31 protein-coding genes are annotated in these 25,451 nt (G+C 71.9%); 12 read left to right on the forward strand and 19 right to left on the reverse strand.

Annotated elements, in window-relative coordinates:
- Nucleotide 1: 1 nt before the first annotated feature.
- The 12 genes from ABIE67_RS32150 to ABIE67_RS32205 all read right to left on the reverse strand — a co-directional run bounded on the left by ABIE67_RS32150 (nt 2) and on the right by ABIE67_RS32205 (nt 10,880).
- Complete coding sequence (locus ABIE67_RS32150) at nt 2–964, reverse strand: beta-ketoacyl synthase N-terminal-like domain-containing protein (protein WP_370264884.1); 963 nt, start codon at nt 962–964, stop codon at nt 2–4.
- Nucleotides 961–2,097: a beta-ketoacyl synthase gene (locus ABIE67_RS32155; protein ID WP_370269144.1), complete on the reverse strand. Its 1,137-nt coding sequence runs from the start codon at nt 2,095–2,097 to the stop codon at nt 961–963. Before ABIE67_RS32155 ends, ABIE67_RS32150 begins: the two co-directional genes overlap by 4 nt.
- The gene (locus ABIE67_RS32160; protein WP_370264885.1) at nt 2,094–3,347 is read right to left on the reverse strand and encodes a beta-ketoacyl synthase; all 1,254 of its coding nucleotides are present in this window, start codon (nt 3,345–3,347) and stop codon (nt 2,094–2,096) included. The genes ABIE67_RS32155 and ABIE67_RS32160 overlap by 4 nt, the downstream gene beginning before the upstream one ends.
- 83 nt (nt 3,348–3,430) lie before the next feature.
- The gene (locus tag ABIE67_RS32165; protein WP_370264886.1) at nt 3,431–3,685 is read right to left on the reverse strand and encodes an acyl carrier protein; all 255 of its coding nucleotides are present in this window, start codon (nt 3,683–3,685) and stop codon (nt 3,431–3,433) included.
- 142 nt (nt 3,686–3,827) lie between these two features.
- A complete protein-coding gene (locus ABIE67_RS32170) occupies nt 3,828–4,754 on the reverse strand; it encodes a hypothetical protein (protein WP_370264887.1) in 927 nt (308 codons plus the stop codon).
- Nucleotides 4,751–4,999 carry an acyl carrier protein gene (locus tag ABIE67_RS32175; RefSeq protein ID WP_370264888.1) on the reverse strand — a complete coding sequence of 83 codons (249 nt, stop codon included), beginning with the start codon at nt 4,997–4,999 and terminating at the stop codon, nt 4,751–4,753. Before ABIE67_RS32175 ends, ABIE67_RS32170 begins: the two co-directional genes overlap by 4 nt.
- Before the next feature lie 31 nt (nt 5,000–5,030).
- Nucleotides 5,031–6,059, reverse strand: a complete 1,029-nt coding sequence (locus ABIE67_RS32180; protein ID WP_370264889.1) for an SDR family oxidoreductase — start codon at nt 6,057–6,059, stop codon at nt 5,031–5,033.
- Nucleotides 6,060–6,096: 37 nt separating this feature from the next.
- Nucleotides 6,097–6,549, reverse strand: a complete 453-nt coding sequence (locus tag ABIE67_RS32185; RefSeq protein ID WP_370264890.1) for a type II toxin-antitoxin system RatA family toxin — start codon at nt 6,547–6,549, stop codon at nt 6,097–6,099.
- Nucleotides 6,550–6,716: 167 nt separating this feature from the next.
- Nucleotides 6,717–8,342: a DHA2 family efflux MFS transporter permease subunit gene (locus ABIE67_RS32190; RefSeq protein ID WP_370264891.1), complete on the reverse strand. Its 1,626-nt coding sequence runs from the start codon at nt 8,340–8,342 to the stop codon at nt 6,717–6,719.
- 57 nt (nt 8,343–8,399) lie between these two features.
- On the reverse strand, nt 8,400–8,648 hold the full coding sequence (locus ABIE67_RS32195) for an acyl carrier protein (protein WP_370264888.1): 249 nt from the start codon (nt 8,646–8,648) through the stop codon (nt 8,400–8,402).
- Nucleotides 8,649–8,688: 40 nt separating this feature from the next.
- On the reverse strand, nt 8,689–9,651 hold the full coding sequence (locus ABIE67_RS32200) for a beta-ketoacyl synthase N-terminal-like domain-containing protein (RefSeq protein WP_370264892.1): 963 nt from the start codon (nt 9,649–9,651) through the stop codon (nt 8,689–8,691).
- Nucleotides 9,648–10,880, reverse strand: coding sequence for a beta-ketoacyl synthase (locus ABIE67_RS32205; RefSeq protein WP_370264893.1), 1,233 nt, complete (start codon nt 10,878–10,880; stop codon nt 9,648–9,650). Before ABIE67_RS32205 ends, ABIE67_RS32200 begins: the two co-directional genes overlap by 4 nt.
- Nucleotides 10,881–11,118: 238 nt before the next feature.
- On the opposite strand from ABIE67_RS32205, the gene ABIE67_RS32210 reads away from it, so the two are divergent.
- The 11 genes from ABIE67_RS32210 (at nt 11,119) to ABIE67_RS32260 (ending at nt 18,202) form a co-directional block, all read left to right on the forward strand.
- Entirely contained in the window at nt 11,119–12,108 is a 990-nt protein-coding gene (locus ABIE67_RS32210; RefSeq protein ID WP_370264894.1) for an acyl-CoA thioesterase, read from the forward strand.
- A 5-nt stretch (nt 12,109–12,113) separates the two neighbouring features.
- Nucleotides 12,114–12,440, forward strand: coding sequence for a DsrE family protein (locus tag ABIE67_RS32215; RefSeq protein WP_370264895.1), 327 nt, complete (start codon nt 12,114–12,116; stop codon nt 12,438–12,440).
- Entirely contained in the window at nt 12,440–12,844 is a 405-nt protein-coding gene (locus ABIE67_RS32220) for a hypothetical protein (protein ID WP_370264896.1), read from the forward strand. The genes ABIE67_RS32215 and ABIE67_RS32220 overlap by 1 nt, the downstream gene beginning before the upstream one ends.
- Nucleotide 12,845: 1 nt before the next feature.
- Nucleotides 12,846–13,223 carry a hypothetical protein gene (locus tag ABIE67_RS32225; protein WP_370264897.1) on the forward strand — a complete coding sequence of 126 codons (378 nt, stop codon included), beginning with the start codon at nt 12,846–12,848 and terminating at the stop codon, nt 13,221–13,223.
- Nucleotides 13,224–13,284: 61 nt separating this feature from the next.
- Entirely contained in the window at nt 13,285–14,469 is a 1,185-nt protein-coding gene (locus tag ABIE67_RS32230; protein ID WP_370264898.1) for a beta-ketoacyl synthase, read from the forward strand.
- Entirely contained in the window at nt 14,466–15,425 is a 960-nt protein-coding gene (locus ABIE67_RS32235; RefSeq protein WP_370264899.1) for a beta-ketoacyl synthase N-terminal-like domain-containing protein, read from the forward strand. Before ABIE67_RS32230 ends, ABIE67_RS32235 begins: the two co-directional genes overlap by 4 nt.
- Before the next feature lie 33 nt (nt 15,426–15,458).
- Nucleotides 15,459–15,869, forward strand: a complete 411-nt coding sequence (locus ABIE67_RS32240) for a 3-hydroxyacyl-ACP dehydratase FabZ family protein (protein ID WP_370264900.1) — start codon at nt 15,459–15,461, stop codon at nt 15,867–15,869.
- Nucleotides 15,866–16,390, forward strand: coding sequence for a 3-hydroxyacyl-ACP dehydratase FabZ family protein (locus ABIE67_RS32245; RefSeq protein WP_370264901.1), 525 nt, complete (start codon nt 15,866–15,868; stop codon nt 16,388–16,390). Before ABIE67_RS32240 ends, ABIE67_RS32245 begins: the two co-directional genes overlap by 4 nt.
- Entirely contained in the window at nt 16,383–17,144 is a 762-nt protein-coding gene (gene fabG / locus ABIE67_RS32250; RefSeq protein WP_370264902.1) for a 3-oxoacyl-[acyl-carrier-protein] reductase, read from the forward strand. The genes ABIE67_RS32245 and fabG overlap by 8 nt, the downstream gene beginning before the upstream one ends.
- 83 nt (nt 17,145–17,227) lie before the next feature.
- The gene (locus tag ABIE67_RS32255; protein WP_370264903.1) at nt 17,228–17,659 is read left to right on the forward strand and encodes a DUF3995 domain-containing protein; all 432 of its coding nucleotides are present in this window, start codon (nt 17,228–17,230) and stop codon (nt 17,657–17,659) included.
- A 51-nt stretch (nt 17,660–17,710) separates the two neighbouring features.
- Nucleotides 17,711–18,202 carry a hypothetical protein gene (locus ABIE67_RS32260; protein WP_370264904.1) on the forward strand — a complete coding sequence of 164 codons (492 nt, stop codon included), beginning with the start codon at nt 17,711–17,713 and terminating at the stop codon, nt 18,200–18,202.
- Nucleotides 18,203–18,285: 83 nt separating this feature from the next.
- Here the strand turns inward: ABIE67_RS32260 and ABIE67_RS32265 are convergent, their stop codons facing one another.
- Both ABIE67_RS32265 and ABIE67_RS32270 read right to left on the reverse strand, forming a co-directional pair.
- A complete protein-coding gene (locus ABIE67_RS32265) occupies nt 18,286–19,035 on the reverse strand; it encodes a hypothetical protein (protein WP_370264905.1) in 750 nt (249 codons plus the stop codon).
- A 316-nt stretch (nt 19,036–19,351) separates the two neighbouring features.
- Nucleotides 19,352–19,876: an SRPBCC family protein gene (locus ABIE67_RS32270; RefSeq protein WP_370264907.1), complete on the reverse strand. Its 525-nt coding sequence runs from the start codon at nt 19,874–19,876 to the stop codon at nt 19,352–19,354.
- Between the two features lie 57 nt (nt 19,877–19,933).
- On the opposite strand from ABIE67_RS32270, the gene ABIE67_RS32275 reads away from it, so the two are divergent.
- The gene (locus tag ABIE67_RS32275; protein ID WP_370264908.1) at nt 19,934–20,518 is read left to right on the forward strand and encodes a TetR/AcrR family transcriptional regulator; all 585 of its coding nucleotides are present in this window, start codon (nt 19,934–19,936) and stop codon (nt 20,516–20,518) included.
- Nucleotides 20,519–20,565: 47 nt separating this feature from the next.
- On the opposite strand, the gene ABIE67_RS32280 is transcribed toward ABIE67_RS32275, so the two are convergent.
- The 5 genes from ABIE67_RS32280 to ABIE67_RS32300 all read right to left on the reverse strand — a co-directional run bounded on the left by ABIE67_RS32280 (nt 20,566) and on the right by ABIE67_RS32300 (nt 25,163).
- Nucleotides 20,566–20,793 (reverse strand): acyl-CoA carboxylase epsilon subunit, encoded by a 228-nt coding sequence (locus tag ABIE67_RS32280; RefSeq protein ID WP_370264909.1) that lies wholly within the window; start codon nt 20,791–20,793, stop codon nt 20,566–20,568.
- Nucleotides 20,790–22,337, reverse strand: a complete 1,548-nt coding sequence (locus ABIE67_RS32285) for an acyl-CoA carboxylase subunit beta (protein ID WP_370264910.1) — start codon at nt 22,335–22,337, stop codon at nt 20,790–20,792. The genes ABIE67_RS32280 and ABIE67_RS32285 overlap by 4 nt, the downstream gene beginning before the upstream one ends.
- Nucleotides 22,338–22,359: 22 nt before the next feature.
- Entirely contained in the window at nt 22,360–23,289 is a 930-nt protein-coding gene (locus tag ABIE67_RS32290; protein ID WP_370264911.1) for an ACP S-malonyltransferase, read from the reverse strand.
- 220 nt (nt 23,290–23,509) lie between these two features.
- Nucleotides 23,510–24,322, reverse strand: a complete 813-nt coding sequence (locus ABIE67_RS32295; RefSeq protein ID WP_370264912.1) for a LuxR family transcriptional regulator — start codon at nt 24,320–24,322, stop codon at nt 23,510–23,512.
- The gene (locus ABIE67_RS32300) at nt 24,315–25,163 is read right to left on the reverse strand and encodes a response regulator transcription factor (RefSeq protein WP_370264913.1); all 849 of its coding nucleotides are present in this window, start codon (nt 25,161–25,163) and stop codon (nt 24,315–24,317) included. Before ABIE67_RS32300 ends, ABIE67_RS32295 begins: the two co-directional genes overlap by 8 nt.
- Between the last annotated feature and the right edge of the window lie 288 nt (nt 25,164–25,451).

Genomic DNA, 25,451 nt, shown 5'->3' on the forward strand with positions numbered 1-25,451 from the left:
CTCAGGCCCCTTGGGGAGCCAGCAGAGCCACCCCGGCGGCCGGGGCCGCTCCGCCCGCGCCGGCCACTGTGTACACGGGGCCCGCGCCGCCGCCGTCGAACCAGCCGGTCGCCGCGGCCGCCTGGAGCACCCCCAGGGCACCCGATGCCCGGCCCGGGCCGAAGCCGTCCCGGGGGACGCCGGGCAGCAGGTCGTCGGGGAGCGCGCCGGAGTCGGTCTGGGGTGTCTGCCAACGGGCGGGCGCCGCGCCGGAACCCAGCGTGCTCAGCTGCTCGACGCAGGAGCGCATGTCGGCCGCGGCCCGGTAGCCGAGGTAGACCGCACGGACCGGGGCCGAGCGCTCGCGCGCCGCCGCTTCCCGCTCCAGTACGACCGCCGCGCCACCGTCGACACCGGCCCTGCCCTCTCCGAGCAGCCGTCGCACCGTGTCGTTGTCCGGTTCGACACCGATGACCAGGATCCGCTCCGCCCGGCCCGCCGCCAGCACGGTGGCGGCCCAGTGCAGCGCGTCCAGGCCGGAGGTCGCGCCGTTGCAGACCATCAGGTTGGGACCGCGCAGGCCGAACCGGATCGCCACCGAGGAGGCGATGACGTTGCTGGACGCGTTCGGCAGGTCCATCGGGGACGTCCCCGACACCGTCTCGGTGTGAATGGTGTCCAGCGCCCGGGTGACCGTGTCCAGGTTGCCGAAGTTGGAGCTGGCGACCACGCCGAGGCTCTCGGCCGGCACGGTCGGACTTCCGTCCCCGTCGAGCAGGCCCGCGTCGCGCAGCGCCTTCAGGGCGAGTCCGTACGCCAGTTGGGTGGCCCGGTCCTTGTACCGCAGGCCCTTCTTGCCGACCACGTGCTCGGGCGCGACCGGCTCCGCGCCCGGCGTGGGGCCCGCGACCAGGGCGGCGGGTGTGTCGGCGCCGGGGATCAGGACACCGGCTCCGGTGATCACGATCCGGGGGGACTGGCTCATCGGGGCCCCTCCACGATCGCCACGGCGTTGATCCCGCCGAAGCCGAAGGCGTCCAGCTGCATCAGGGTCATCTCCTCGTCTCGTGGTGCGCCGGTCACGAAGCGGAAGTCCTTCGCCTCGTCCACCGGGTCGTCCAGGCCGACCGTCGGCGGCACCCTGCCCGCACCGAGGGCGCGCAGGCCCACCACCAGGTTCAGCAGGCCGGAACCACCGGAGGTGTGTCCGGTCATCGACTTGATGGCGGTCATCAGCGGGCGGCCGCGGTCCGCGCCGAACACGTCGGCCAGCGCGACCGCCTCGGCCTCGTCGTTGAGCAGGGTGCCGGTGCCGTGCAGCATCACCAGATCCAGGTCGGCCGGGGTGACGTCGGCGATCCGGTGCGCCTCGCGCATGGCCACGGCGATGCCCTCGGGGGACGGTGCGGTGGCGTGGTAGGCGTCGCAGTTGACGGCGACACCGCGCAGCCGGCCGTGCACCTGCTCCCCGTAGCCGTCCCGGCGCAGTACGACGGCGGCGGCGCCGTCGCCCATCAGGACTCCGGTGCGGTTGCGGTCGAAGGGCCGGACGCGTTCCGGGGCCGCCGGGTGAACCCGTTCGAGCAGGCCGTGCATGCTCTCCGTCAGGACGTCGACACCGGCCACGATCACCGTGTCCGGGCCGTCCTCCTGGGCGAGCAGGTCCGAACCGAGGGCCAGCGCGTACAGGGAGGCGGAGCAGGCGTTGGAGAAGGTGTGCGTCTGCTCGGCGCCGAAGCGTTCGCGCAGTGCCGGTCCGAAGTGCAGGTCGTGCTCGGTGAGTCGGTGCTCGCCGCGCCACCACAGCTCCGCGGAGCGCAGCTCACGCAGGCCGGTGCCGACCAGGATGGGGATGCCGCTGAGGTCTTCGCTGAGCCCGGCCTCCTTCGCCGCCTGGGCGATGGCCTGGAGCAGCAGGGCGGTGGCGCGGCCCGCGACGTCCTGGCCCTCGGCCGGCCGGTCGTCCACCTCGTAGGCGTGCTGGGCCCGGAAGTTGGTGGGGTCGAAGCCACGCAGCGGGGCGTGCCCGGTCACCCCGGCGCACAGGTTCCGGAACAGTTCGTCGATGTCCCGGCCGGTGCTCGCCACAGCCCCGATGCCGGTGATGGCCTGGTTCAGCACAGCGCCTTCTCCTTCTCTTGCGTGTCGGCCCTGTCGTACCGGCCGAAGAGGACGACGGCGTTGTTGCCGCCGAAGGCCAGACCGTTGTTCTGCACGACCCTGAGGTCGGCCTCGATGGCCTGGTTCGGCACGCAGTCGACGTCGCACTCCGGGTCCGGGGTGACGTGGTTGATGGTCGGCGGCACAAAGCGGTTGTCGATGGCGAGTGCGCAGCCGATCGCGCCGAGCGCGCTGGCGGCGCCCATGCTGTGCCCGAGCATCGACTTCATGGACACGGTGCGCGGCGGTACCCCGCCGAACACCTGGCGGATCGCGCCGACTTCGGTGACGTCGTTGGCCTTGGTGCCGGTGCCGTGCGCGGAGATCAGATCCACCTGCTCCGGTGCGACCCCGGAGTTCTCCAGGGCCCGCTCCATGCAGCGGGCGACGCTCGCCTGGTTCGGGGCGACCTGGTGGTAGGCGTCGCAGTTGAGGCCGTAGCCGAGGACCTCGGCGTAGATGTGGGCCCCTCGGGCGAGCGCCGACTCCAGGCGCTCCAGGACGAGGACGCCCGCGCCCTCGCCGGTCAGGATGCCCTTGCGGTCGACGTCGAAGGGCTGGCAGCGGTCGGGGGCGATGGTGCCGAGCCGGTAGAACCCGGTGAAGGTCTTGCGGCACATCGCGTCGGCGCCACCGCAGAACGCGAAGTCCGCCTCACCGGAACTGACGGCGTCGAAGCCGTAGCCGATGGCGTAGTTGCCGGCCGCGCAGGCGGTCGGTACGGTCACCGCCTCGACGTCCGAGAGGCCGAGCTCCTGGGCGATGGCGACCGACAGGCGCCCGGCGGGGACCCGCCGGGCCGCTTCCGGGTCCATCTTCTCGGGGCCCAGGTCGATGTCGGTCTCCACCAGCTGGTCGAGGTCGTAGGACTCACCGTCGGTGGTGCCGATGGAGATCAGGCCGCGCTGCTCGCGCAGCCGCTCCGGGTCGAGGCCGGCGTCCTGGAGGGCCATCCTGGCCGCGGCCACCGAGAACTGGGTGGCACGGCCCAGCTGGGCCAGCGGGAGGTTGTTGATCCACTGGCCCGGATCGAACCCGGTGACCTCGCACCCGGTCGAGTGGGAGTAGCCGCTGGTTTCGAACACCGATATGGGCTTTGCCCCACTGCGGCCCGCGCGGAGTCCGGCGAGGAAGTCCGTGACGCCCAGGCCGATGCTGGACACCACCCCCAAGCCGGTGAGCACGACCCGGCCTTGCTGTGCTGACATGCCACCCTTCCGATCCGGTTGACCCGATTGTTTTGGAATGACGCCGACTTGCTGGGGCGCCCGCGAACGGGCGCCGGATGCGATTACCAGCCGGCGGCCTCGGCGACCACCTGGTAGACGCCTTCGATGTTCACCATCCGCGGCAGTTCGGCCTGGTCGATGACCACGTTGAACTTCTTCTCCAGGGCGGCGAGGATTTCAATGGCGCGCAGCGAATCCGCCTTGTGGTCCTCCTTGAAGAGGCTGGTCTGCGTGACCTCGTCCTCCTCGATCTCCAGAATGTCGCAGACAATCTCCTTGATGGCGTCGGTACGCTCGGCCAGCTGGGTGCCGGACATGTAAAGCCCTCCTTGGGCAATGGGTTCGGTAATTCTCGGGAATTCTTGCGAAGGGGCCTCATCGGCGTCCTGTCATGCAATTCTCGGTCGAATCCCGGAGTGGGAAAGAGGAATCTGCAGGAAGTTGCCAGAGGGATTTCGGTCAGGCGCGCAGCGCGCCTGCCGGGCGGCGCGCGAGCACGGCGGCGCCTACGGTCAGGACCACCTCGCCGCGTACGCGGGTGCTGCCCTCGAAGATCTGGACGCCGTCGACGGTGCGGGCGAGCCGCACCGAGTGCTCCAGCAGGTCGCCGGGGAGCACCGGGGCGCCGAAGCCGAGGTCGGTGTAGCCGCCGAGCATCAGGACCTCTTCGGCCAGCACATCGGTGTTGGCCCGCTCGGCGGTGGCCAGCACGGCGGCGGCCTGGTTGAAGGACTCCATCAGGAGCCCGATCGGATAGCCGTACGCGGCCGGTTGGTCGGCCTCGTCGGCGAGCCGGCGGTAGCACGGCTCCGACCAGGTCACCGCCTTGACCGCGGCGACCCGCTCGCCCGGGCGGAACTCGTCGACCCGGTCGATCAGCAGCATCTGGTCGCGGTGCGGGATCCGGGCCATCACCTCGGGCAGCGACAGCGGTCCCAGGTCGGCCGTGTCACCGGGCGGTTCGTCCGCTCCGGCGAGCAGCCGCACCGCCGTGTCCGCGGTCTCGTACCGCAGCCGGATCCGGGCCACCTGGTGCTCTTCGGTCGCCGCCGTCGCACGGCACACCCAGCCCCGGGCGTCGTGCGTCCAGCGCAGCGTGAACACCAGGGTGTCGCCGGGATACGAGGGGTGCAGGAAGCGGGCCGACTCGAGGCGCGCCAGGCGCAGCCGGGGGGCGTCGGCCGGCGGGTGTGCCAGGGCCGCCAGGTGCGCGGTCTCGACGAGGAAGACGCCGGCGAAGATCGGGAAACCCCGGTAGTGGCCGTGGAAGACGAACTCGCCGGGATCGAGCGGCAGGCTGACCGCCACGCCGTCGGAGCCGGTGGTGTCGGTGCGTACCTCCGTGAACGGGGCACGCACCGACCGGCTCTCCGGGTAACGGGTCATCCGGTGATCTTTCCGGCGAGGAGGTTGTAGGTCTGGCCGAAGTTGGTGATCTGGCCGAACTCCTCCTCGGAGATCTTCACGCCGAAGCGCTTCTCCAGCTGGACGAGGATCTCCAGGCCCATCAGGGAGTCGACGCCGAGCGTCTCGACGTAGTGGGCGTCGTCGGTGAGTTCCTCGACATCGACGTCCAGGGCGTCCGCGACGAGTTCGCGCAGTTCGTCCTTGTCGAGCGTGGCCGTTGTCATATCGGGTTCCTTCCAGGGTGGTTGGGTGCGGTCAGGCCGCGATGAGGGTCCATGGCTCGGGGGCCCGCCGGGCGTGCCGGGACTTGGCGTCGGCCCACCAGCGGACCGACCGGGCCAGCACATCCGCCGGGTCCACGACCGTCTGGGTGGGGTGGAACGGAGTGGGCATGCAGGCATAGCCCTCGAACGCGGAGAGCAGTTCCAGGGCGCGCTTCTGAACGGTGGAGAAGTGCCGTGCGGTCAGCGGCAGATGGAAGCGGCGCCAGGTCTCGGAGGGGATCACCGGCGCCACCGGTACCGGGGCGATGCCCCGCTCCGCCCGCCACGCGTTGACCGCGCCGCAGATGCCCTCCGCCAGGTCGGTCACCCGCAGGCAGCCCGCCGGCCCGGCGGCGATGGTCTCCACCACCGGAGCGCTCGGCGGCATCCCCAGGGCGGCGGCCACGATCACCTCGGCCACCTGGTCCACCGGTGCCAGCTCGATGAACCCGGCGGGGTTGCCCACCAGCGCCGGCGCCAGCCCGGAGACCAGCGTCTGGACCATGGCGTACGGACCGGTGAGGCGGGCGATCGCCCCGTCGGCGCGGCGGCCGAAGACCAGCGGGGGCCGCACGATGGTCAGCGCGCCCGGGTGCTTGGCCCGGACCAGTTCCTCGGATTCGGCCTTGGACCACTCGTAGGTGTTGCGGAAGCGGCCGAACCCGGCCGCGGAGCCCTGGGTCGCCGGGTCCTGGCCCTCGACGTACGCCGTCGAGATGTGCACCAGGTGCGTGTCGGCGTCGACGAGGTCGAGCACCGCCTCCGTGGTCCGCACATTGGCCGCGACGGCCTCGTCCCGGCTCATGGTCCAGCGGGTGGATGCGGCGCTGTGGATGATCACGTCCCAGTGCCCGCGCAGCTCGGCGGGGGCCGGCTCAGTGCCGAGCACCCAGCCTCGCTCGCCGGGCCGGGCGGGCCTGCGGGTCACCGAGGTCACCTCGGCCCGGTCGCCCAGCGCCGCCAGCTGTTCGGCGACTTCGCTGCCGACAACGCCGCCGGAACCGGTCAGCAGGATCTTCATCGGGTACTCCTCGGGGGTCGGGTGGCGGGGGCGGTGGTCATCGCGCGATCGCGGCCGACACCGCGACCCGCTCCGCGATCCGGTCGAGCGCCGCCTCGGTGAACTCCCGCAGCGCCCCCTCGGCGATGGGGTGGACCATGGTGTCGAGGAGCGGGATGCCCGCCTCGAAGTCGAGCCGCAGCTCCAGCACGGATCCGGCGCCCTCGGCCCGGACCAGCCAGTGGCCGGACAGGGCGGCGAGGTCGCCGTGCGTCTGGGCGAAGTCGATCCGGTGTGCCGCGTGGTCGACGACGGCCTCCTCCTGCCAGCCGAGGAGGGCCTCGCCGAGCCGTACGCGCCAGCGGCTGCCCTGCCGGTCCGCGTCCTGCCACAGCACGTCGACCGACGCGATCTCAGGGATGTACGAGGGGAGGGTGGCGCGGTACGCGAGCGCTTCCCAGGCCCGTTGCACGGGCGCCCCGGTGGCGCGGCGCGTGGTGATGGTGGGCATTGCTGTTCCTTTCCAGTCCTTCCGGTTCTTACCAGTGCTTTCCGGCACGCACCGGGCTGCCGGGCGCGGGAAGAGAGTGCGAACGGGCCCGTGGGGGCCGACTGGCCCGTGGGGGGCCGACGGGCCCGTTCGTGTCGGTGGGTGGGCCCGAGGGGCCCCGTCCGGGATCAGTGAGCCGAGGGCACCGGCTCCGGCCCGGCGGCGTGCTCGTCGTCAGGTCCGACCGTCGTACCGTCGCCGCGCGCGCTCTCGTGCAGGTCCTTGGTCCGGACGAACAGCAGCGCGATGAGCGTCCCGAAGGCGACCACGACGGAGCAGACGATCATGGTGTCCTCGAATCCGCCGACGAAGGCGGCACGCACGGCGTCCGTCGCCTGCGCGGCGGTCTCCCCCGGCAGCGCGGCCACCGCCTCCTGTCCGGCACCCGAGGCCACGGCCTCGCCGAACTCATCGGTACGGCCGCCCAGTTGGCCCGCGAGCGCCGACTCCTCCAGGGCGTGCGTGACCCGGCTCTGGAAGAGCGCGCCGAAGGCGGCGATACCGACGGCGATGCCGACCTGCTGGAAGGTCTCGCCGATGCCGGAGGCCATGCCGGCCTTCTCCGGCGCCGCCACACCGACCGAGTAGGCCGCGCGCATCGGGGTGTAGATGCCCATGCCGATGCCCTGCACCACCATGCTGGGCAGCAGCGCGGTCCAGCTGCTGTCCTTGTCGACCAGCGTCATCAGGGCGATCCCGGTGGCCATCAGCGCACCACACGCGGTGGCCAGCAGCTTCGGCGAGACCATCGTGGTCAGGGGGCCGGTGAGCGCGCCCGCCACGAAGATGGTCAGGGTCATCGGCAGGAACCGCAGACCGGTCTCCCAGGCGGTGAGGCCCAGAGCGTTCTGCAGATAGGAGATCTCCAGGAAGATCGAGCCGAGGACGGCCGAGTTCCACACCAGCGCCGACGTGGAGACCCCGTTGAAGGTCGGGATGCGGAAGAGCGAGAGGTCCAGCATGGCCGCCTCGCCGAGACGCCGCTCGACGAAGTAGAAGACCAGCAGCAGTACGGCGGCGCCGCCGAACATGCCGAGGATGGGCGCGCTGGTCCAGCCCTCCGCGTGGCCGCGCAGGAACCCGGTCACCAGCAGGCCGAGCGCGCCGGAGAAGACCACCAGGCCCGCCCAGTCCACCCGGTGGTTCGTGGCGCCCTTGGACTCGCGGATGCGCAGGACGCCGATCAGGATGGCCAGGACGCCGATCGGCACGTTGAGCAGGAAGATCCACCGCCAGCTCAGGTACTCGGTGAGCCCGCCGCCGATCAGCGGCCCGAACGCGATGGCGAGTCCGCCCACGGCACCGAAGACGCCGAACGCCTTGCCGCGGTCCTTGCCCTGGAACTCGTTGCTGAGCAGGGCGGGACCCACGGCGAAGAGCACGGCGGCTCCCACGCCCTGGACGCCGCGCGCCAGGTTCAGCACGACGATGTCCTGCGCGAGACCGCAGGCGAGGGAGGCGAGGGTGAACACGACGAAGCCGACGTTGAACACCCGCTTGCGGCCCAGCTTGTCGGCGAACGAGCCGCTGGTGAGCAGGAACACCGCGAGCGTCAGGGCGTACGCGTCGAGCACCCACTGCAACTCGGTGAAGTCGGCCTCGAACGTGGTCCGCAGGTCGGGCAGGGCGACGTTGACGACGGTGAGGTCGAGCAACAGCATGAAGGTGGCGGCCGAGACGATGGCGAGGGTCCAGCCGCGCCCCTTGGCGGCCGGCGTCCCGCCCGCCGCCGTGCCGGTCTTGGTGGTTCCCACGGCGGATGACGTCCTCTCAGACATGGGTGGACCGACCTTTCGGAACGTGGCGGCGGGTCATCCGGTGATCTTTCCGGCGAGGAGGTTGTAGGTCTGGCCGAAGTTGGTGATCTGGCCGAACTCCTCCTCGGAGATCTTCACGCCGAAGCGCTTCTCCAGCTGGACGAGGATCTCCAGGCCCATCAGGGAGTCGACGCCGAGCGTCTCGACGTAGTGGGCGTCGTCGGTGAGTTCCTCGACATCGACGTCCAGGGCGTCCGCGACCAGTTCGCGCAGCTCGTCCTTGTCGAGCGTGGCCGTTGTCATATCGGGTTCCTTCCATAGGGGGTGAGCAGGGGAGTACGGGTCAGGCGGGTTCCGGCACGACCCGGGCGACGGTGACGGCGCCCGCGCCGGTCGCGGTCACGACGAGGCGCTCGCCGTCGGAGCCGGCCAGGGCGTCCGCGACCTCCTGGACGGCGAGCAGGCAGCCCGTACCGGCCGGCATGGGGTCGGTGAGCACCTCGGCGACGGCTCGGGCGACCGCGGAGCCGTCGCCGATCAGGCGCGTTCGCCGGCCCGCGGGTCCCGCGACCCCGAGTCCGGCGAAGGCCGCGTCCAATGCGGCCCGGGCCCGGTCGGCCCCCGCCACGGAGTCGGCGGCGTACGGAGACAGCGAGACCGAGCGCACCTGGACCCGGCCCAGTGCCCGGCCGCCCCGGGCCCGGACCGCGGCCGCGTCCTCGACGACCAGCGCGAGCGCACCGTCCTCCATCCGCCCGGAGCTGTTCACGGCCGCCTTGTCCGCCTCCGGGACCGGGGCCTCGGCGACGCCCGCGAGCAGCCAGCGGGCCCGCCCGGAGCGCAGCGCGCGCAGCCCCGCCTGGAGCGCTTCGAGCCCCGCCGAGCGCGGGCTGTGCACGGCCAGGCTGAACCCCTTGAGCCCGTGCTCCATGGCGACGCGGCTCGCGACCAGGTTGGGCGAGAAGTACGGCACCCCCGCGGGCGAGATCAGGTGCGCCTCGCCGGACACGGTGGCGCGGTCGACCTCGGCGTGCACACCGGCCACCCCGTGGTTGGTGCCGACCGCGACCGCCCGCTCCTCCTCGGGCAGCGCGAGCAGCGCGTCCCGAATGCCGTCCCGCGCCAGGGCGCGCTTGACGGCGGCGAGCAGGTACTGGCAGGACGGCGGCAGATGACGGTAGCCGCGGCCCAGCTCGGCGCGGTGGTCGAACCACGGGGACGCCGGGTCGGCCGGGTGGTCCGGCGGCAGGGCCGAACCGACGGCGGTGACGACGAGGTCGGCGGGAGCGAGAGGGCCTGCGGTCATGACGGTGCTCCGGTCAGCGCGAGGGAGATGTTGTTGCCGCCGAAGGCGTACGCGTTCACCAGCACCACCCCGGAGTCCAGCGCGGTGGGCGCCGCGGGCAGGTGCACGGCGCACTGCGGATCGAGCTCGGAGACCGGCGGATTGCCGGGGACGGTGCGGTGGTGCAGGCACAGGGCGGCGAGGACCGTGCCCAGCACCCCGGCGCCGCCCGCCAGATGGCCGACGATCGCCTTGAGGTTGTGCAGGGGGATGTCGCCGAGCCGCGGTCCGAACACCCCGGTCATGGCGGCGGCTTCGGTGGAGTCGTTGAGCTTGGTTCCGGTGGCGTGCGGCACGATCAGCGTGACGTCCGCGGGATCGGCGCCGGCCTCGGCCAGCGCCGCCCGCATGGCCCGGGCGGCCTGCGTGCCCGCCGGGTCCGGTGCGGTGAGGTGGGCGGCGTCGCAGCTCCACCCGGACCCGGCGAGCCGCGCGTAGATCCGCGCCCCGCGCGCCCGGGCGTGCTCGACCGTCTCCAGTACGACCGCGCCGGCGCCCTCGCCGAGCATCACTCCGTTCCGGTCGCGGGCGAATGGCCGGGGCCGCTCGGAGCCGAGCGCTCCCATCCGGTTGAACGCGGCCACGGTCACCCGGGAATAGGCCTCCGCGCCGGCCGCCACCACCACGTTCGCCTCGCCGTCCCGGATCATCTCCGCGCCCAGCGCGATCGCGTAGCCGCTGCCGGCACAGGCGTTGCTCAGATTCAGGGCGCCCGCACCCGCGTCGAGCCGCGCGGCGAGGGCCGAGGCCTGCTCGAACGGCGGCGACGCGGCGGGCAGCGAGGCGGGCGCCGCCTGCCCGGCCCGGACCAGCTCGACCTGGCGCGCGTCGCCGACGCTGGACCCCGTCACCACGGCCACCCGGTCCGGCGCCACTTCGCCGAGCCGGGCGTCCGCGGCCGCCTCCAGGCCCGCGCTGAGGGTGTAGCGCGTGGCCGGGCCGAGACCGGGGTCGGCCGCCGACGAATCCGACGGCACCGAATCCGACGGCACCGAATCCGACGGCACCGAATCCGACGGCACCGAGTCCGGTGGCACCAAGTAGTAGAGGGGCAGCGGGACCCGGGCGTCCGGATCGGGCACCCGGTCCGGAGGTGCCGTGTCGCGGGCGAGAACCCCGGACCAGAACGCCTCGGCCCCGTAGCCGAGCCGGCTGACGGCGCCAAGGCCCGTTATGGCGATCTCAGTCACCGTGCACCATTTCCAATCTGCTGGGGACCTCGGGCCCGGCCGAGACTAGGCAGGCCGCAGCGGGCCCAGCAGCAGATCGGCAGCAAGCTGTAACGTTCCGCGGCCCGACGGCATGCACGGGCGCAGGAACCTGTCAAGACCGCGGGACAGAGGGGCAGTTCGTCCTAGCTTTCAGGGCAGCCCGGGCATGATCGAAGCCCGCGGGCGACTTCCGACGACTCCCGAAGAGGAACAGCCGATGTCTGCCACGAACAAGGAATACGCCCTGGACGCAGTGGTGAACGCCCTCATCACCCAGCCCACCGAGATGACGGTGCGCCCCCGCTACGAGGGCAACAACATCAACACCTGGATCGGCTTCAAGCACGTCAACTACCTCGTGGAGGAAGCCGTCCTGGGGCACTTCCGCGCGCACGGCCTGCCCTCGCGGACGCTGTTCGAGGACTACGGCCTCGGCCTGGAGATCACCGACCTCGACACCCGCATCCTCAACGCCTTCCACCTGGACGAGACGGCCACCGCCCGGGTCGAGCCGGTCGGTGACGGTGACACGCTCGCCTTCCGGGTCGTGCTGACCAAGGACGGCCAGAACAAGGACGTGACCGCCAAGGTCAAGGTGGCGCTGCGCCGCGAGCAGTACGTCGACCCCGCCTACGCGGTGCCGGCGGAGCTGAAGCGGTTCGCCGTCGAGAAGATCGCCACCGCCGAGCCGGTCCGCGACGCCGAGCTCGTCCCCGGCGCCGACCTGGGCCTGACCGCCACGCACAACACCGACCCGCTGCTCAAGGAGCTCACCGAGGGCAGCAACGCCATCGCCTGGCGGTGGCGGATCGCCTACCCGTACTGCCACAACAACGAGCGCCTGCAGATGTCCGGCTACCTGCGCCTGATGGAGGAGGCCAAGGACCGCCTCGTCGCGCACCGGGGCATCTCCATCAAGGCCCTTCTGGACGAGCGCAAGTGGATCCCCGTCGTCCCGCACTCCAAGATCCGCTTCCTGGACGAGGCGCTGATGGAGGAGGAGCTGCACATCGTCTTCACCGTCGAGGAGGTCTTCAAGGACGTGACCTACACCTCGCGGATGGACTGCTACGTCATCCGGGACGGCAAGCTCGTGCCCACCGCCACCGGCACCATCGTGCACGGCTACGCGGTCTTCGAGAACCGTAAGGACTGGTCCCTCGTCAACTTCGACGAGCACGTCCTCACGGCCCTGCGCGGCGAGTGACGAGCATGCCCGGCTTCGTACTGATCGAGTCGAACGGACGGGAGTCCGGCCCCGGTTGCGCCCGCTTCCTCACCGACGCGACGGCACTGGCCCGGGCCGGACACCCGGTGCGGGTGGTGCTCGTCCAGGAGGGCGTCACCGCCGCGCTGCCCGGCGCCCTGGCCGAGCTCGACCAGGCGCTGCGAGCCGGCGCCGAGCTGTGGGTCGACGAGTTCTCGGTCGCCCAACGCGGCCTGGACACCGACGCGTTGGTGCCCGAAGCGCAGCTGGTCGGGATGGGCGAGGTGGCCGGAGAGCTGCTCGCCGCCGACACCAAGGTGGTGTGGCACTGATGGCCCGCACCCCGCACACCGATGTGCTGCTCGTGGTGATGGGCCCGCCGCACAGCGGCGAGCTCACCACCTCGGTGTTCCGGCTGCTCCAGGCGCTGCTGGAACGCGGCGCCAGCGTCCAGGTGTGGGCCTGCGGCTACAGCGCCATGCTGAGCCAGGAGGCCCTGGGCGAGCACAAGCCGGCCAACCTCCTCGACCGGTACGCCGAGTACCCGACCACGGTGACCCTGATCCGCGAGCTCCTCGACGCCTTCCCCGGCCGGCTCTTCTGGTTCGGCTGCCGCGCCTGCAGCGAGCACCGCGGCGCCACCGGGCACATCTCCGAGGTCCGGATGCGGGCGCCGCACACGTTCGGCGGCCACGTCCTTTCCGCCACCCGGACGCTGTTCATGGGGGTGGCGTGAGATGACCTCACTGGCCATCGTGGAGCGTGCCTACCGGGGTGCGGTCGAGGTCTCGTACTTCGACGCCCTCTACCTCGGTATCGAGATCCACCGTCAGCTGGGACTCGACGTCCTGCTGCGCGGCGAGGCGGTCGGCTATGCGCTGGCGGCCGAGGCCGCGGCGCCGATCCGGATCGGCGGACACCTGCTCACGACCCTGGACGCGCCCCGGGAGGACCTGCGGCGCCTGCGCGACGCGGGCGCCGGCATCTGGGTGGAGGAGGACGCACTCGCCGCCCTCGGCATCGGCCGGCACCGGCTGATCGACGGCGTACGCAGTGCCGCACCGGGCGAACTCGCCGCCCGCTGGCCCGAGTACGACCGGGTCTTCTACCTCTGACGCACCGTCACCGACCCGGCGTACGCCGCCACGACCACGAACTGAAAGCGGGAGACATCAGGTGACCGAAGTCGTCATCACCGGCCTGGGGGCGCTGTGCCGTCTCGGCGCGGGCGTGGACCGGTTCTGGCAGGGACTGCTCGACCCCGTCCGGCCCACTCCGTCCGTCGCCCCCGACCCCCTGGCCCACGTGCCCATCCCGGCCTTCCACTTCCTGCCCGAGGGCGCGCTGCCCGACGGCCCCACGAGCGTGGACGGCCTCGAAATCGGCCGTGCCACCCGGGCCGCCCTCACAGTGGCCAGGGAGGCGGTCGCCGACGCCGGGCTGCCCGGGGGCGACCCCGCGCGCACCGCTGTGCTGTTCGGCTCCTCCATCGCCGACGCCTATGTCATCGAGCAGTGGCGCGGCACCAAGTCCTTCCCCGAGGACGGCCGCTGGACCCCGGTGTTCGCCACCGCGTCCGTCGTCGCCCGGGAGCTCGGCACGCACGGCGCGGCCGGCACGTTCAGCAACGCCTGCTCGGGCAGCGGCTATTCGATGGCCACCGGCGTCGACATGATCCGTGCGGGCGAGGCGGACACCGTGATCGCCGGGGGCTTCGAGACGTACTCCCGGGTCGCGCACGCCGCCTTCAACCAGGTGGGCGCGCTCGACCCGGTCAGCTGCCGCCCCTTCGACGCCACCCGCGGCGGCACCGTCCTCGGTGAGGGCGCGGGCGCGGTCGTCCTGGAGCGGGCGGACCGGGCGCGGGCCCGTGGCGCCCGTGTCTACGCCACCCTGACCGGCTCCGGGTGGAGCTGCGAGGCGTACCACGCGACCGGGCTCGACCCGGAGGGCGGCCAGATCGTCCGGGCCATGCGGGACGCCCTCGCCGAGGCCGGCCACACCCCCGACGACGTCGACTTCGTGGTCCCGCACGCCACCGGGACCAAGCTCAACGACCTCATCGAAACCCAGGCGATGTACGGCGTGTTCGGCGAGCGCACGGCCGAGATCCCGCTGTACAGCCTCAAGGCGCTGCTCGGGCACACCGGTGGCGCCTCGGGCGGGCTCGCCGTCGTGGCGGCCGCGCTCTTCCTGCACCACCAGGTGATGGCGCCGAACCTGCCGGTGGCGGATCCCGACCCCGAGTGCCGCGTGCGGGTGCCGGTCGACCGGATCCCGGTCGGCCGCACCGCGATGGTCAACTCCTATGCCTTCGGCGGCAACAACATGTCCCTTCTGCTGCGAGGTGAGCCGCGATGACCGCCCCGACCACCGCCGCCGTGGACCCGGTGATCTCCGGCATCGGTGTCGTCACCCCCGAGGTCCTCGACCCGGCGGGCGAGCGGACCGGCGCCTGGTTCGACCACCGCGCCCAACTGGGCCGCGGCTACAAGTACCTGCCGCAGGCCAGCCAGTACCTTCTCGCCGCGACCACCCGGGCGCTCGCCGACACCGGCGCCGACCTGGCGGACGTGCCCGAGCACCACCGCGCGGTCACCGTCGGCACCAACAACGGGATGTCGCGGCTGTACGGCGAGTTCGACCGCACCGTGATCGAGGGCGACTCGACCCTGCTGAGCCCCGCGTCGGTGCCGTACTTCTCGGTCAACCTGGTCGGCAGCCGGGTGGCCATGGAGCACGCCCTGAAGGGCTACAGCCTCGGCGTGCACAGCCCCCGGGTCGCGGGCCTGGAGGCCCTCGAGCACGGCAGCAGGGCGCTGCTCGCCGGGCGGGCGCGCTGGCTGTTGGCCGGTGCCGCCGAGTCCCCCCTCGACTGGTCGGAACCGGGCAGCGAGGGCAGCGAGGACGGGGCGGTGGCCCTGATCGTGGAGCCGGCCGCGGCGGTCGCGGCGCGCGGCGGCCGGGCGCACGGCCGGGTCCGGGTGCGCAGCTTCCTGCTGCCGCCGCCGGTCGCCGCGGCCCCGGACGGCGTCGGGACGGCCGCCCGGCTGCTCGGCGCCGCCCTCGACGGGCTCGGCCTGTCCGGGCCGCTGCCTCCCGTACGCCTCGTGGGTGCGGACGACGCCGTCACCGCGGCCGTCGCGGCCGGACTCGGCACCGCGGTGACCCGGTACCCGGCCGGCGTCGGGTGCCTGACCCCGGTGCTCCACGTCACCGAGGCCCTGCGCGAGCCCGGCGCCGGGCCGCAGCTGATCGTCGGCGTCGCCGCCCAGGGCAATGTCTCGGTCACCCATGTGGCGCCCCAGCCGCACTGAACTCCCCCTCAGACGAAAGGAGTTGTACGTCCCATGACTGTGGGCTTCGCCACCCCGCTCAACCGCACCGTACAGATCCCGGAAACCCGCCCGGAGGGCGCGACCGCCCGGATCACCGTGGCCGCCGACGAGCAGGTGTTCCGCGGCCACTACCCGGACTTCCCGATCTTCCCGGGGGTCTGCCTGGTCGAGTGCGTCCATCACGCCGCCCGGGCCAACCCGCCCGCCGCCGGCCGCCCCGTGCTCACCGCCGTGGAGTCGGTGCGCTTCCTCAGCCCCGTCTTCCCCGGCGACGACCTGACCGTCGAGCTGGACTGGAAGCTCAAGTCCGGTGCCTGGAAGGCGTACGCGGCCCTGTCCACGGCCCGCGGCAAGACCGCGCAGATCCGCCTCGGGTACGAGCTGGACGCGTCCGGCTCCGAGGCCACCGGGGGAGCAGCATGATCACCGCAAGCCGCATCAAGGAGACGCTGCCGCACCGCTACCCGATGCTGCTCGTCGACCGGGTCACCGAGATCGACCCGGGCGTCTCCCTCACCGCCGTCAAGGCGATCACCTGCAACGAGCCCTGGTACGCCGACGTGCCGGACGGCGCCGACGACGCCGATCACGCCTATCCGGTCTCCCTGCTGGTCGAGTCCTGGTGCCAGTCGGCCGGGGTGCTCGCCACGTGGGAGCGGGTCAGCGCCGAGGAACGGGCCGGTCTGGTCATGCTCTTCGGCTCGATCAGCGGCATCGAGGTGCACGGCGAGGCCCTGCCGGGGAGCCTGGTCGAGCACCGGGTCCGCCATGTCCGCAGCGTCGGCACCACGCTGATCTTCGAGGGAGAGAGCCTGCTCGACGGCGAACCACTGCTGACCGTCGGCTCGATCGTCATCACCATGCGCCCGGGCGGCGAGCTGGCCGCCCCCGACGACGAGGGCGCACCCGCCCGTACGGAACAAGGAGAGTTGACCCGTGCCTGAGCAGCATGAGAGCAAGCCGGCCGCGAAGGTGGCCCTCGTCACCGGAGGTTCGCGGGGCATCGGCCGCGCCTGTGTCCTTCGCCTCGCCCAGGACGGCCACGACGTGGCGTTCTGCTACTCGTCGCAGGCCGAGGCCGCCGAGCTGGTCCGCAAGGAGGCCGCACAGTACGGCACCAGGATCCTGGCGGTCCGCGCCGACGTCGCGTCCGCCGACTCGATGCGCGGCCTGGTCAAGCGGGTCGGCGAGGAGCTGGGGCCCATCGACGTGCTGGTCACCTCGGCCGGGATCGTGCGGGACAACCCGCTGCTCCTGATGAAGGACGAGCAGTGGCAGGAGACCCTCGACGTCAACCTCAGCGGCACGTACAACGCCTGCCGGGCGGTCGTCTTCGAGATGCTGAAGCGCCGCTCCGGCAGCATCATCACGGTCTCCTCGGTCGCGGGCGTCCACGGCACCCCGACCCAGTCCAACTACGCGGCCACCAAGGCCGGGATCATCGGATTCACCAAGTCCGTCGCGAAGGAGGTGGGCCCGTACGGCATCCGCGCGAACGCGGTCGCTCCCGGATTCATCGAGACGGACATGGTCTCCGGTCTGGACGCCGACCATCTGCGCAAGATGGTCGAGCGGGTGCCGCTGGGCCGGGTCGGCACGGCCGACGAAGTGGCCGACCTCGTAGGCTTCCTGGCGTCCGACCGAGCCGCCTACATCACGGGGACCGTCGTACAGATCGACGGCGGCATCGTCGTCTAGCCGGCCTTCGGCCGATCGTGTTCGGCGGGCGCGCACAGCTCCGCGCCCGCCTCCCCCCGTACGAACCGAGAGAAGAGGCGGTCATGATCCCCACCCTGGTCACGGTAGTCCTGACAGCAGGCCTGACGGTGGTCGGCGTATTCCATTTCATCTGGGCGTTCTCGCCGTGGCCGCTGAAGGACGAGGTGGCCTTCACCAAGGCGGTTCTCGGCAACGCGAGCGGCACCATGCCGCCGGCGCCGCTCTCCGCCCTGGTGGGTGTGGTCCTGCTCGGCGGCGGCGCCGTCAGCCTCATGAGCAACGAGTCCATCCCCACGATCGGACCCGACTGGCTGTGCGTCGCGGGCAGTTACGGTCTCGCGGTGGTGCTGCTCGGACGTGGCCTCGGCGGTTATCTGATGGGGGCGAACGCCACCGGCGAGTTCCAGCGGCTCAACGCGGTGCTGTACTCGCCGCTGTGCATCGCGCTCGGCCTCATGAGCGCGGCCGTCGCGGTGTACGCGACGGTGCGCTGATCCACCCATCCGACGCTGCGCAACAGCCCGCACCAGTGGAAGGTCGAGGTCATGGCCGCGAAACCGCCGCCGACGGCGGGCCACCGCACCGGTCTGACGGACCACGACGTGGCCCACTACTTCAAGGCCCTGGACCGGGCGGTCGACCGTACCGTCCGGGCCCCGGCCACCGGCCGCCTCGGGTATGAGCGGCTGAGGGTCGCCGCCTGGATCCACCAGGTGTACCGGAACCCGCTGTCGTCGGCGGTCTTCGCGCGCCCGGCCGGCCGGGCGACGCGCGACGCCAGGCGCGCCCAGGCCGCCGCGCTGGCCCGGCGCCTGACCGTCGTACCGACGTCGCTCACCCCGCCCGTGGAGGTGTGGTCGACCGCCGCTACGGCGGCGCTGTGGGCGGTGACCGAGGACGCGGTCACCCGCTGTCCGCGCCCGCCCTACGAGCAGGTCGTCGCCGACGCGTGGAGCGTGATGCGGGCGACCCTGGCCCCCGCGCGCCCACGCGCCCACGCCCCCCTGCCCTTCGTACGCGCCAAAGGGGCGTGGTGAGCGCGCCGTTGCCTCGGCTCTCAGGTGAGAGCAGGTCGCCCCCGGCAGCTCTCGCTGCCGGGGGCGACCTGCGCACAGGGCGGCTATCCGGCCGCCAACTGGGGCTCCAGGAGACCCAGTTCGACGGCCCGTGCGCCCGCCTGGAAGCGGGAGCCGGCGCCGAGCTCCTGCATCAGCCCCGCGACATGACGCCGGTAGGTGCGCACGGACAGGCCCAGAGCCTGCGCCGCGGCCTCATCGGTGCTGCCGGAGAACAGGGACTCCAGCACCCGCCGGGTCATCTCGTTGCGGCTGCGTACGAAGATCCTCCGGTAGTAGGCGGCCGGGGTGGCCTTGGACCAGGCGCCCGTGTACAGGGTGTCGAGGGCCCGCAGCACGGCCGGGACCCGCACGGTCAGGGACTGGCGTCCGGCTCTGCCGAACTCGGCGTTGAGCAGGGCGATGCTCTCGTCCACGATGACCACCCCCTGGTGGCGCTGGCCGGATATGCGCAGGTGCAGGCCGGTGTCGGGGCCGCACTGATCCAGGTGGCGCCGGACGTGGGGGTCGTCGAGGATCCCCGGGCCGCCGAGTATGCGGACGGTGACACCGGCCGCGTTGATCTGCCGCAGCCGGTCCATCAGCGTGGTGAGGCTCTGCACGCCGGCGCAACCGGACGTGGGGGCGCGGTAGGGAAGCGCGAGCGACACCGACCTGCGCGCGGTGGAGATCAACCGCTCCGCGCTGGTGCGGATCCGCTCGTCGCTGGGGTCCGGCAGTACGGCGAGCGCGCCGCCGGCCAGGCTACTGGTGTCCCGCGCCTTGGACACCGCTTCTTCCACCAGAACCCGCATGCGCAGCAACGCGTGTTCCAGATCGTTTCCGATGGGTGTGGCACTACGGTCCGGGTGAGGCCCGTGACCCGTCATGTTCTGTCCCCCGCTCTTGTCCATCACGACAGGGGCGGCAGCGTTCCGGGGACGGCGGCCGTAGTCATCGGCGCGCGGACCCCTCAGCACGTACCCCCGTACATGACATGGCATGGACGCCGATGACCAGCGGACGACGCTGTCCCCCGGATTCCGGCGCCTCGATCAAGCTACGTCCGCGCGTGAGAGCAGGCAACGGCCCGGGGCACAAGGTGTCGTCGGGAAACGACTGAAATCGCTGTCATTCAGCGACACTGGCAGGTTTCTGACGCGAGCCGGCCGCAACCCTGCGGACCAGCCGCAGAAATCGCACCGGGGCGCCCCAGCGCGCGGGCTGCGCGACCGAACCGGTCAGGGCGTGCTCGACGCGGTCGAGTCCGTCCTCGATCAGGGCGTCGTGCGTCCAGCGGAACATCATGGGCCAGGCCAGCCGGGCCGCTCCGCGTGCGCGCATGGACAGGGTGTGGCGCAATGCGGCCCGGCCGTCAGGGGTCGGATGGACAGTGAACTCGTGGAACCCGTGAAAGCCCCGCGGCGCGCTGAAGGCGAAGCGGACCCACTGCCCGGGCACATACGCGGCGACCGTGTAGCGGACCGGTCCGTGCCCTCCGTGCGAGCCGACGGCCAGTCCGCGGTCCAGGCGCAGCGGCGGCCACCGCTCGCCGGGCCACACCTGGTCGTCGGGGCCGGCGAGGGAGTCCAGCAGCGCCCCCACAGCCTCGGGCTTCGCCGGGAACACACGCTCGTGAACATTGAGCACAGCCACCAGGAACCTCGTTTCAGAGAGCAGTCTCTATTTGTATTGGAGGGTACTCTCCAATACATGGCGAGGCCATCTCAGTACGACAGGAACCAGCTGCTGGACACGGCGCTCCGGCTGGCCGCGACGGCGGGCCCGCAGGGCGTCACCATGGCCGCTGTCGCGAAGGAGCTGGGCGCGCCGAGCGGATCGGTCTATCACCGCTTCCCGTCCCGCTCGGCGCTGCTCGGCGCGTTGTGGGTGCGCACCGTCGAGGGCTTTCAGCAGGGCTGGCTCGCCGCGCTCGAGGACCCCGATCCGCACCGTGCCGCGCGCGGCGCCGCACACCACGTCGTCGCCTGGAGCCGCGCCCACCCCCATGAGGCGGCCGTCCTCCTGCACGGCCCGGACGCGTTCGGACAGCACGACTGGCCCGCCGACGACGCACGGCGGGCCGCGGCGAACCGCCGCCGGGTGCGGGGCGCGGTCGCCCGGCTGTGCGAAGCGCTGGGCGCCCAGGACCCGACGGCGGCCGAGCGTGTCGCCCTGGCCGTCATCGACCTGCCGCTGACTGTCGTACGGCGGCCGCTGCGCGCGGGCGAGCGACTGCCCGCGCATGCGGAGCAACTCGCGCAGGAGTGCGCGGCCTCGCTGCTCGTCGGCCTGTGACGGGGCTCAGCGGAAGGGGCCTGTGCGAGGGGCCCGGCGGAAGGGGCTCAGCGGAGGGCCGGCCAGGAGACGGGCGAGCAGCCGACCGGGCGGTCCCAGGCCGCGGCGGCCGGCCGGGAGCGGGGCTCCGGCTCTTCGCCGGCCGCCGCGAGGGTGGTGAGCAGGAGCGTGACGACGGCCAGCTCCTCGGCCGTGGGGGCGCCCCGGATGACCTTCAGCAGGGTGGGCCCGAGCGGCCCTTCGAGCGGTGGCTCCAGCATGTCCGCGCCGCTCATGCCGGGGGGTTGCCGTGCTTGCGCGACGGCAGCGGCGCGTGCTTGGCGCGCAGCATCGACAGGGCCCTGATCAGCGCCGAGCGGGTGTCGGCCGGGTCGATGACATCGTCGACGAGGCCGCGCTCGGCGGCGTAGTACGGATGCATCAGCTCGGCCTTGTACTCCTTGACCAGCTGCTCGCGCGTCGCGTCCGGGTCGTCGGCGGCGGCGATCTCGCGCCGGAACACGACATTGGCGGCGCCCTCGGCGCCCATCACGGCGATCTCGTTGGCGGGCCAGGCGAGCGACACGTCACAGCCGATGGAACGCGAGTCCATGACGATGTAGGCGCCGCCGTAGGCCTTGCGCAGGATGACCTGGACGCGCGGGACGGTGGCGTTGCAGTACGCGTAGAGCAGCTTGGCACCGTGCCGGATGATGCCGCCGTGCTCCTGGTCCACACCGGGCAGGAAGCCGGGTACGTCCACCAGGGTCACCAACGGGATGTTGAAGGAGTCGCACATCTGCACGAAGCGCGCCGCCTTCTCGGAGGAGTGGATGTCGAGGACCCCGGCCAGGGACTGGGGCTGGTTGGCGACGATGCCGACGACCTGGCCGCCGAGCCGGGCGAGAGTGGTCAGGACGCTACCCGCCCAGCGCTCGTGGACCTCCATGTGCTCACCGTCGTCGACGAGTTCGGCGATGACCTCACGCATGTCGTAGGGCCGGTTGCCGTCGACCGGCACCAGCTCGGACAGCCGCTCGCAGCGCCGGTCGACAGGGTCCTCGACCGGCGCGGCCGGCGGCAGCTCACGGTTGTTGGCCGGGAGCATCGACAGGAGATAGCGGACCTCGGCGATGCAGGTCTCCTCGTCGTCGTACGCGAAGTGCGCCACTCCCGAGGTCCCCGCGTGCACATCGGCGCCGCCGAGGCCGTTCTGCGTGATCTCCTCGCCGGTCACCGCCTTGACCACGTCGGGCCCGGTGATGAACATCTGCGAGGTCTCGCGGACCATGAAGACGAAGTCGGTCAGTGCGGGGCTGTAGGCGGCCCCGCCCGCGCACGGGCCGAGCATCACGCTGATCTGCGGGATGACGCCCGACGCCTTCGTGTTGCGCTGGAAGATCCCGCCGTAGCCGGCCAGCGCGCTCACACCCTCCTGGATACGCGCCCCCGCACCATCGTTCAGCGAGACCAGCGGGGCTCCCGCCGACAGCGCGAGATCCATGATCTTGTGGATCTTGGTGGCGTGGGCCTCGCCGAGCGCCCCGCCGAAGATCCGGAAGTCATGGGCGAAGGCGAAGACCGTACGGCCCTCCACCGTGCCCCAGCCGGTCACCACGCCGTCGGTGTACGGCCGCTTCGCCTCCAGGCCGAACCCGGTGGCCCGGTGCCGGCGCAGCTGTTCCACCTCGGTGAACGAGCCCTCGTCGAAGAGGAGCGCGAGGCGTTCCCGCGCGGTCAGTTTGCCCTTGGCGTGCTGCGCCTCGGTGGCCCGCTCCACACCGGCGAGTACGTCTTCCCGGATGCGCGCGAGTTCGTCGGTCTTCTCGGCCAGCGTCATTCTCAACCCCCTCGTCAGTCGGTCAGTCGGTCGGCAGGGCTTCGGGGCCGTCCACCGACGTCACCTCGACGTCGGGGGCGATCCGGCGGATCATTCCGGCCAGGGTGCGGCCGGGCCCGAGCTCGACCAGGCGGCGGCAGCCGAGCCCTTCGGTGAGGGCGCGCACCGACTGCTCCCACAGGACCGGCGAGGTGAGCTGGCGGGCGGCCAGATCCGGCCAGTCGCAGTCGCCGTCGTAGGGCCGGGCGTCGACGTTGGCCACCACGGGCAGATGCGCCGGGGCGAAGGCGGTGTCCTTCAGGGCGAGGCGCAGGGCGTCGGCCGCGGGCGCCATGTAGGGGCTGTGGAAGGCGCCCGCCACCTTGAGCCGGATCGCCTTGGCGCCGATCGACGGTGCCCGCTCGGCGGCCAGCTCGATGCCTTCGGCGGAGCCGGAGACCACGGTCTGGCCCGGCGCGTTGACATTGGCGACCCACAACTCCGCGCCTGCGTCACGCAGTTCGCACACCAGCTCCGTCACGTTCGGCAGTGAGGCCGCGACCAGGACGCCCATGGTGCCCTCGCGCAGCCGTGTGGCGTCGCGCATGGCCCGGCCGCGCGCGGCGACGAGCCGGGCCGCCGCATCGACGGTGAGCGCGCCGGCCGCGACCAGGGCCGTGTACTCGCCCAGGCTGTGGCCCGCGCAGGCGACGACCGTGCCGTCCGGCCCCCCACGGCGCATCACCTCGGCGTGGGCGACGACGCCCACGGCGAACACCGTGAGCTGGGCCAGGTCGGTGCGGAGCAACTGCTCGGCGGGGGTGCGCAGGAGCAGTTCGGGGAGGTCTTCTCCCGAGGCTTCGGAAATGGACTCGGTGAGTTTCCATGACGGGGTGTCCCGCCAGGCCTCACCCATTCCCGCCTTCTGTGTCCCCTGTCCGGGAAACACCAGGCCGATGGGTAGCTGATTCATGATTTCCGTCTTCCGCAGGTGTGTTCACCAGAGCACGCGGGGGCCCGGACCGGCTGTTGGCTGCGGACCCCCGCGCAGTGGCGGCACGCCGGGGGAAGCATGCCGCGGGGAAGACATCAGTAACGGACTCGAGTGCCTTCCACACGCTCATCCAAATGCCTGCCATTGCACGCGGCAACAAAACTTTCAGGAAGTTGCCAGCGGAATTCCGGGAAGGCGATCAGCTGTCGGTTCCGGGGGAGGGCGGGGGCAGCAGGCCCAGTTCGGCGGCCCGAACCCCCGCCTGGAAGCGGGAGTTGGCGCCGAGCAGCGCCATGATCTCGGCCACATAGCGGCGGTAGGTGCGCACCGAGACGGTGAGATCGCGGGCGGCCACCTCGTCGGTGACCCCGGCCCGCAGCGCGTCCAGTACCTGCCGGGCCAGTTGGGCGCGCTCGGGGCTCGCGAAGACGATCCGTTCATGCGCGGGCACCGCTTGGCCCCAGACCGTCTCGTAGAGGGAGTACAGGGTGTGCAGGAACTCGGGCGCCCGGATCAGTGAGGCGCGCGGACCGGTCGGGGACGCGGCCACCACCAGGGCGCAGTCGCCGTCGACGAGCAGCGCCTGCAGCGGCGGAACCGGAGCCACCCGGATCGCCATCGGCCGCTCCCTGACGAACTGTTCGGGGTCGGGCGAGGCGTCCAGGAACACGGGTACGGTCAGCAGCCGCACCGAGACCGACTCGGCGGCCCCGTGGATCATCTCCTGTTCCACGCCTGCGGGCCCGTCCGTGCCGGCGACCCGGGCGTGGACGATGTCGATCGTGCGGGAGGCCTGGCCGATGAGGCGGCGCGCGGTGTCGAGCACCACGCCGTAGCCGCCCTCGATCTCGGTGATCAACTGCTCCTCGACACTGCGGTCGCGGTGCAGCGCCACCGTCGACTCGATCAGCGTCCGCACTTTGAGCAGCGCCTGCTCCAGATCGTCCTCCGGCCGCCCCGGCATGCGCTGCCGCGCTGCCCGCTCCGGCTCGCCGTCGCGCGGCCTACTCACCACGGCGGTCCCTCTCACCGCCGTCGCGCGCCGAGGTCGGGGAGATCAACCCCAGCTCCGCCGCTCGTACACCCGCCTGAAAGCGGGAGTCCACGTCGAACTCACGGAGGAACCTGGCGACATACCGCCGGTAGGTACGCAGGGAGACATCGAGCTCGCGGGCCGCGGCCTCGTCGGTCTTGCCCTCGCTCAGCCGCAGCAGGATCTCCCGGGCGAGTTCGGTGTCGAGCCGCTGACGCATCAGCACGTGCTCCGCGAGCCTGCGGCCCCGCGACCAGGCGCCGGCGAAGAGGATTTCCAGGGCGCGCACCGCGGCCACGTCGTTCACCACGGCGGTGTGGCCGCCCATCTGCTCGGTCGCGCGCACCAGAGCGGAGGTGCCGTCGACGACGAGGGTGTCGGACAGCGGACGGGCCGTGACCCGCACTTCGAGGCGTACGTCGTCGGGCGGGGTGGGCGGCGCCGGCAGGAGGTCCGCGGCCTCGACGGTGCACAGCGCCCGCACCGTGACATGGGCCGGTATGCGGGGCACCAGATTCCGCGCGGCCTCCGCCCATTCGTCGGCGCGGGACAGGGTGATGCTCACGGTGTGCCGGGCCCGGCCGATGTGGTGTTCCAGGGATTCGCCGACCGGGACTCCATTGGTGCGCGACAGGGCGGCAGGGCCGACGGAGCGGCGGTGGTAAAGGTCGACGGTGGAGTCGATCAGCGCATGGGCCTGGAGGAGTGCCTCCTCCAGATGTGCGGCGTGGTCGCCGTCCGCTGTCGATTCCCCCGACGGCAGCACCACTGGCTCCGCGCCGTCTCCGCTCTCCCCGTCGACCACGGCCGCAGTCGGCACATGGTCACCTGTCACTGACGTCACCCCCGTCTGTCCAGGCATCTTTCATTCGCACGCTCTGCCCCGGCGTCAAACAGAACCGCACAATTGACAAGTTTTCTTGTCAACGTGTTCGACGCATTCCCGAAAAACCCGTGAACCGCGACGGGCAGCCAGCCGACGAATCAGTGTTCACGATAGTTCGGGCGATCAGTTTCAGTCAAACAAATCCCCCCGGATCGCGGGTCGGAGCAGGCTCTGGCCTATTCCCGTGAAGGAACAGCGCTTAAGGAGCGAATGCTGACAAAC

The organism is Streptomyces sp. V4I8 (assembly GCF_041261225.1).
Classification (GTDB): domain Bacteria; phylum Actinomycetota; class Actinomycetes; order Streptomycetales; family Streptomycetaceae; genus Streptomyces.